The following is a 6,693-nucleotide window of genomic DNA, read 5'->3' as shown; positions in this document are numbered from 1 at the left end:
CTAGAAGCTTTAATTCTTTTAATTAGCGCTATTGTCACCATCTAGCTTGAAACTAAATTAAGGAATAGACATAAAAAAACGCCGTACTTTTGCAAGGCGTTTAAAATTGATTAATAAAACTGACCTTATGTTAGCCCGCTAAGCTAAGGCGCGCATGAAAGACTCGCTAGCATGATCACCCTTAATCTTTAAAAACCACATTAGCGACATCCTTATAGCGATTTGCAAAGTGCACGGTTACCCCATCTTTAAGATACTCTGGTAACTCTTCATAATCCCGCCGGTTGGCCTCAGGCAAAATCAATTCAAAGATATCGCTGCGCCGGGCAGCAATGACTTTTTCACGAATGCCACCAACGGGAAGCACCTGACCGGTTAGCGTCAGCTCACCCGTCATCGCCAGCGGTCGATTAATAGCCTCATGTTTGGCAAGTGACAGCAGCGCGGTAGTCATGGTCACCCCGGCGGACGGCCCATCCTTTGGTGTAGCACCTTCCGGCACATGAAGATGGACAAAAGCTGAATCAAAGAAATCAGCATCCGCTCCATACTCCTGCAGGTGGCCCAGCGTATAGCTGTAAGCGATGTTGGCAGACTCCTTCATGACATCGCCAAGTTTGCCCGTTAGCTTAAATCCGCGGTCCAGCGAGTGGATCTTGCCAGCTTCAATGGGTAGCGTTGCGCCCCCCATGGATGTCCAGGCAAGCCCTGTTACCACACCTTCACCCTTGAGCACTTTCTCTTTACGGAACAGAGGTGCCCCTAGGAACTCTTCGAGGTTATTGACCGATACTTTGACGGTTTCGAGTTCTTCTTCCAACAGTTTGACGGCCGCTTTGCGCACAATACGATGAAGCTGTTTTTCAAGCTGCCGAACCCCTGCTTCACGGGCATACCCTTCGATGACTTGCTTTAAGGCTGCCTCGGTCAAGTTAATACGCTTTTTGGGCATATTGTTGCGCTTAAGCAGCTTCGGCCACAGATGATGCTTGGCAATCGCGAGCTTTTCCTCGGCAATGTAGCCGGATAAGCGAATTTGCTCCATACGGTCCAGCAGCGGGCCAGGAATCGAATCCAGCGTATTGGCCGTACAGATGAACAGCACCTTGGAAAGGTCCATCCTGACATCTAGATAGTGATCCAGGAAGTCGATATTTTGTTCAGGATCCAGTACTTCCAGCAGCGCCGAGGCAGGGTCGCCCTGGAACGATTGCCCCAGCTTATCGATTTCATCCAGCATGATAACGGGGTTTTCGACTTCGACTTCTTTAAATGCCTGGACAAGCTTGCCGGGCATCGCGCCTACGTATGTACGCCGATGGCCCTTGATTTCCGCTTCGTCGCGCATTCCGCCGACCGAGAAACGATAGAATTCGCGCCCCAAGGCTTCGGCAATAGAGCGGCCGATGGACGTTTTACCCACCCCAGGGGGGCCAATCAGCAGAACAATTGAGCCGCCCACATCGCCTTTAAATGTGCCTTCCGCCAGGAACTCTACAATTCGTTCTTTAACATCTTGCAGGCCGTCGTGGTCTCGGTTCAACACCTCACGGGCATGACCTAAATCAAGCTTATCCTGACTTGTGACTCCCCAGGGCAAGCAGGTCAGCCAGTCAAGATAGTTACGCGTAGTACCATACTCGGGGGAGCCGGTTTCCAGAACACTCAGCTTATTGAGCTCATCATCGATACGGCTTTGAACACGCTCAGGAACAACTAATGATTCCAGACGGTTTCTAAAAGTATCGACATCGTTTTCGCGGTCATCCTTGGAAATGCCTAGCTCGCGCTGAATAACTTTTAGCTGCTCGCGCAGGAAAAACTCACGCTGGCGGTCCTGCATTTGCGCATTGACCTGTTCGCTGATTTCGCTTTGCAGCTGGGCAACCTCAATCTCCTTACGCAAAAGAGGCAAAACCTTGTGCATACGCTCAGCGACCGGCAGCGTTGCCAGCACGTCCTGGAGTTCTGGCCCTTTGGCCGACGTAATCGCTGCGGCAAAATCGGTTAATGGGCCTGGCTGATGAGGGCTAAAGCGATTTAGATAGTGCTTTAGTTCTTCGCCATAAAGCGGGTTGATCGGCAGCAATTCTTTAATACCGTTAATGATCGCCATGGCGTAAGCACGGGTTTCTTCATTTTCGGCATCGACAGGTTCTTTGGGGTAAGTGACCTCAACCAGATAAGGCGGCTCTTTAGAAAGCCAGCGCTTAATTTGAAAACGCTGCACCCCTTGGGCAATAAACTGAATTTGCTGGTCTTCACCTTTGAGCTTATGCACTCTGACGGCGGTACCAATTTCTGGAAAATCATCGTGGTCTAACGACTCAACACCGCCCTCGCCCACGAAGGCAACACCCAGGGTTTTATGCGGCGTATTGCCGACACGACGCATGGTTTCTTCCCAGCGCTCACGGTTAATTACCAGTGGCTGTACCTGAGCCGGGAAAAAAGGCCGGTTGTGAATAGGGAGTAAGTAGATGCGCTCTGGGAGCATTTCACTGGCGGGAACCAGCGAGTTTATCTTCTCGCCGTCTGAACGATGCTCATTTTCGCTGGCATCATCAGATTGGTGCGATGACGATTCGTCGTCCGCCAGCCAATCGAGATTATCGTGATCGCGGTTATTATCCTGGTCGCTCATGCACCCTCCAATAAACAGTGACTGACGGCTCTACCGTCTAGCATTGCCTATGGAATGCGGGCAAAGAGCTCAAACTTCAACCCTTATGGTTGTCTATTGCGGCCATAGCTCAGGCAAGGGCCGACCATTAACGCGCCAGCTGCCACGTATAACGTCAAACTGTAAATCCCGGGTACCTAACGGCAGACCTAACCATAACGCGGCGACAGTAGGCGCATCATGCCACATAAAATCGCCATCCAAGCGTTCAAACCAGCGCTCGCGCTCATCCGTTTTATCAAGTGCAGTAACACTTAACTGATCCAGCTTTCGGGCATCGAAAAACAGCGCACCATCAGCATCAACGCGAATACCCAATAAAGGGCTATTCAACGCTACCGTGGATACATCCAAGCGTGGAGAGTCGCTCAATATCTGGAGCAGGTCAGGCTCAAGGCGGGACAGCAAACCTTCGGCCATCGGCAGACTGGTATCGCCCCACGCGGCTTCCTGACGCAAGCGTCGGATCGTCTGGCGTATGGCATCGGCATTTAGGCGCGAAAGCTCCATTTCAATACGCCCGTTAATAAGCGGCGTATCCGGAGCCTCAGAAGGCACCATCATATCGCCCATCACCAGCTCACCTTTAATGCGCAGCTCGCTTTCATCCAACACCATATAGCTTTGCAGGCTAAGCGGCGCTAGCTGTATGGCATAGGCAGGATAACGTAGCGCCACCGAATCAACTTGCAAATGGTCACGCTGGGTAAAATGATAGGCATCGTCAATATAGGTGTAACGACTTTCAAGCAGCGTTGGCCCCAAGGTCAACTGCGCGACACCATCTATTAATGACAGTTGGTCGAGACGAACGCGTAAACGCCAGTCACCAAAGACACCTTCAAGACGCAGGCGCGCACCGCGAACTTCAAGTTCTCGTCCACTTTGCTGGATAATAAAGGGGGCTAAGGCGAGCTGTAGTTCGCTACGGCCACTTAACGTATGATAGCGCCCTTTCCAACGTGGGGCGGATGCCGCGGTTACCTCGCCGACTGCACGCTGTAAGACCGTATCCAGACGCGGCGAAAGCGTGCCTTCGACATCGGTGCTTAAAATGCCGTGACGAGCGCGGTAGGTAAGCTCTAACCGCCAGGGGCGCCCCAGTAGAGGTGAAAGCAATAAACGTCCCTGGGAACTTAACCAGCCACGACTGCTCTCAGTACGGGTTACCCGCCATTCACCTCGCGCTTCCAAATCTTCTAGTGCCTGACGAAGGCTACGCTCAAATAACACGCTGGACAGCAGTTGTCCTGCCATCCATACGATGGCGATCACTGCCAAGATAGGGACGATTAAACGTTCCTTGCGCATGCCATCTCCTTGAGCCGCACCGATAAGAAGTACTTTTCGTCAGCGCCTTTACTACGTTTTTTATCAGCACTTCTAATAAGTACTTTTTATCAGCACCTCTCATAAGTACATTTCGCCATGTACCATAATAAGTACTTTATAAGTACTTTTTGTACGTAACTTTCGCCAGTGTCACCTGCCGCTGCGTATTAGGGCAACCGATACCATCAATGTAGCCAATACCATCAATGTAACCAATACCATAGGTGCATGGTGCTCCAGGCATAGATCCCGGCCATGACATCATCAATCATGATGCCGAAACCACCGGCAACACGCCGGTCCGCCCAGCGAATCGGCCAAGGTTTAAACACATCGAAGATACGGAACACAATAAAGCCCCATAGCGCGGCCTCCCAGGAGAAAGGCACGGCGGCCATCGTAATCCAGTACCCCACGAACTCATCCCAAACAATGCCGGAATGATCGTGTACGCCTAAATCATGCGAGGTCTTATCACACAACCAAACGCCGACGATAAAGGCGACAAGCACAATACCTAAATACCAGCCGAGCGGTAAATCCGCCATCATCCAGTAGAAAGGAATGGCGGCGAGCGTGCCAAAGGTACCCGGCGCCCAGGGCACCGTACCGCTGCCTAAACCAAACGCGAAAAAATGCGTTGGGCGACGCCACACACTTGATGGTGCACGGTTCATGGCGTTCCCTCATTAAAATGCTGCCAACCAGCCTTGCTATACGGTGCGATCCCTTCAACACCCAGCGTTTCACTGCATTGGCCGATCACTGTTAACGCTAATCCCTGCTTGCGGAGATCACGCTGTGCGTTAACCACGTTTTCCGGCGCCAGGGTAACCAGCAGTTCATAATCATCCCCGCCTGACAGCGCAGCGTTGCGCGCCTCTTCAAGGCCAAGCGACTCGATAAGTGTCTCGGCCAATGGCAACGACTCGACATCAATAGTAGCGCCTACCTTGGAGGCTGCGCGCAGATGGGCAAGATCGGCCAATAGCCCATCAGAGATGTCCATTGCGGCGGTCGCCAGATCGCGAAGTACCACCCCCGCCGCTAAACGCGGCTCGGGCAGCAAATAGCGGCGCAGCAAGGGATGCTTGAGATCACGTTCACCACGCTGCCAAAGTGCTAACCCGCCAGCGCCACCGCCTAGGGCACCGGTGACCGCAATCATATCGCCAGGCCTGGCGCCTGCACGGGTCAAAGCACGACCCTTGAGCACCTCGCCCATAACGGTTACCCCGATGCTCAGAGCACCCGACGTGACGTCGCCACCAGCCAGCGTGGTTGACTGCTGCTGACATAGCGAATGAAAACCATCGGCAAAACCTTTTATCCACGCGTGGATAGCGGCATCATCAAAAAACGTTCGCTGATCCAGCGTGAGCGCCATAAAACACCAGCGCGGGTCTGCGCCCATGGCCGCTAAATCGCTTAACGCAACGGCAAGCGCACGATGCCCCACCGCAAAGGCCGGGGCATCATGGGGGAAGTGAACATCCACAACGGACGTATCAACGCTAACCGCGATCTGATGATTCGCTTGAGGCACTAACAGGGCAGCATCGTCGCCACCACCCAGTGCGACGCCATCTTTCGCATTAAGCTTTTGCGACGGCATCAGATAACGACGAATCAAATCAAATTCGGCAAGCACAAAGGCCCCTTAAACGTTTTATCAGGCAGCCCGGCGTTACAAACGGCGAGCGCTGACTTCGGCACTTCTCAAGCGATTAGCCAGCTTGTCGAGAATGCCGTTCACGTATTTATGGCCGTCGGTTGCGCCAAACGACTTGGCCAACTCAACCCCTTCATTGATAACTACCCGGTACGGCACTTCCATACGGCGGGAAAGCTCGTAAGCCCCCAGACGTAAAATAGCTAGCTCTACCGCATCCAGATCTTCCAGACGGCGATCCAGCAAGGGAGAGATTTCACGATCAAGCTCAGTCTTAAAACGCGCGGTGTTGTGCAGAAGCTCGTGGAAAAGCGCCTTGTCAGCGATTTCCATCACCTTAACCCAGTTTTCATGATCTTCCAGGTCATCATCAGCTACCTGGCTACGAAACTCGGCTTCAACAGCAGTAATCGATTTACCGGTCATCTGCCACTGATACAACCCCTGTACGGTCAATTCACGGGCAGCGTGACGGCTCTGCTGTGCGGCAGAGGGCTTACGCTCACGGCGCTCGCTCATTGTGAATCTCCTAGCGGTATCGCGCGCAGCAGTGAGACCATTTCCATCGCTGCCATAGCGGCTTCCGTTCCCTTGTTGCCCGCTTTGGTACCCGCACGCTCAATCGCCTGCTCGATGGACTCAACGGTCAATACGCCATTGGCGACCGGCGTATCAAACTCCAGCTGCAAATGGTTCATCGCAGTATTACAGCCGCCTGCTACGTATTCAAAGTGCGGCGTACCGCCACGAATCACCGCGCCAAGCGCGATAACCGCGTCAGGTTTCATCACTTTAAGCACACGCTTTACCGCAAGCGGCAGTTCCCAGGCACCCGGAACGTGAACAATATGAATATTCTCGGCATCTACACCGTGACGCGTCAAACTATCAATAGCGCCTTCTACAAGACTATCAACCACATGATGGTTGAACCTGCCAACCACGATAACGTAGCGGCCATCGACGTCGACAAACGTACCTTCTACTTGAGAGAGGGATTGCATCA

6 protein-coding genes are annotated in these 6,693 nt (G+C 52.8%); all 6 read right to left on the bottom strand.

Annotation, left to right across the window (positions count from 1 at the left end; all coding sequences use genetic code 11):
• Positions 1-181: 181 nt before the first annotated feature.
• Positions 182-2,644, bottom strand: coding sequence for an endopeptidase La (lon, locus tag ACT3R7_RS14310; RefSeq protein WP_417420292.1), 2,463 nt, complete (start codon positions 2,642-2,644; stop codon positions 182-184).
• A gap of 93 nt (positions 2,645-2,737) precedes the next feature.
• The gene (locus ACT3R7_RS14305) at positions 2,738-3,994 is read right to left on the bottom strand and encodes a DUF945 family protein (RefSeq protein WP_496199260.1); all 1,257 of its coding nucleotides are present in this window, start codon (positions 3,992-3,994) and stop codon (positions 2,738-2,740) included.
• Positions 3,995-4,218: 224 nt separating this feature from the next.
• Positions 4,219-4,692 carry a phosphatidylglycerophosphatase A family protein gene (locus ACT3R7_RS14300; protein ID WP_192539649.1) on the bottom strand — a complete coding sequence of 158 codons (474 nt, stop codon included), beginning with the start codon at positions 4,690-4,692 and terminating at the stop codon, positions 4,219-4,221.
• Entirely contained in the window at positions 4,689-5,666 is a 978-nt protein-coding gene (gene thiL, locus ACT3R7_RS14295; protein ID WP_441676130.1) for a thiamine-phosphate kinase, read from the bottom strand. The genes ACT3R7_RS14300 and thiL overlap by 4 nt, the downstream gene beginning before the upstream one ends.
• Positions 5,667-5,702: 36 nt before the next feature.
• Positions 5,703-6,206 carry a transcription antitermination factor NusB gene (gene nusB / locus ACT3R7_RS14290; RefSeq protein ID WP_018915492.1) on the bottom strand — a complete coding sequence of 168 codons (504 nt, stop codon included), beginning with the start codon at positions 6,204-6,206 and terminating at the stop codon, positions 5,703-5,705.
• The gene (gene ribH, locus ACT3R7_RS14285; RefSeq protein WP_192539652.1) at positions 6,203-6,691 is read right to left on the bottom strand and encodes a 6,7-dimethyl-8-ribityllumazine synthase; all 489 of its coding nucleotides are present in this window, start codon (positions 6,689-6,691) and stop codon (positions 6,203-6,205) included. The genes nusB and ribH overlap by 4 nt, the downstream gene beginning before the upstream one ends.
• Between the last annotated feature and the right edge of the window lie 2 nt (positions 6,692-6,693).

Origin of the sequence: Halomonas sp. AOP43-A1-21 (assembly GCF_052376775.1) — a bacterium.
GTDB lineage: Bacteria > Pseudomonadota > Gammaproteobacteria > Pseudomonadales > Halomonadaceae > Vreelandella > Vreelandella colorata.
Note: the sequence above shows the minus strand (reverse complement) of the source record. Positions and strands in the feature narration are given on the sequence as shown.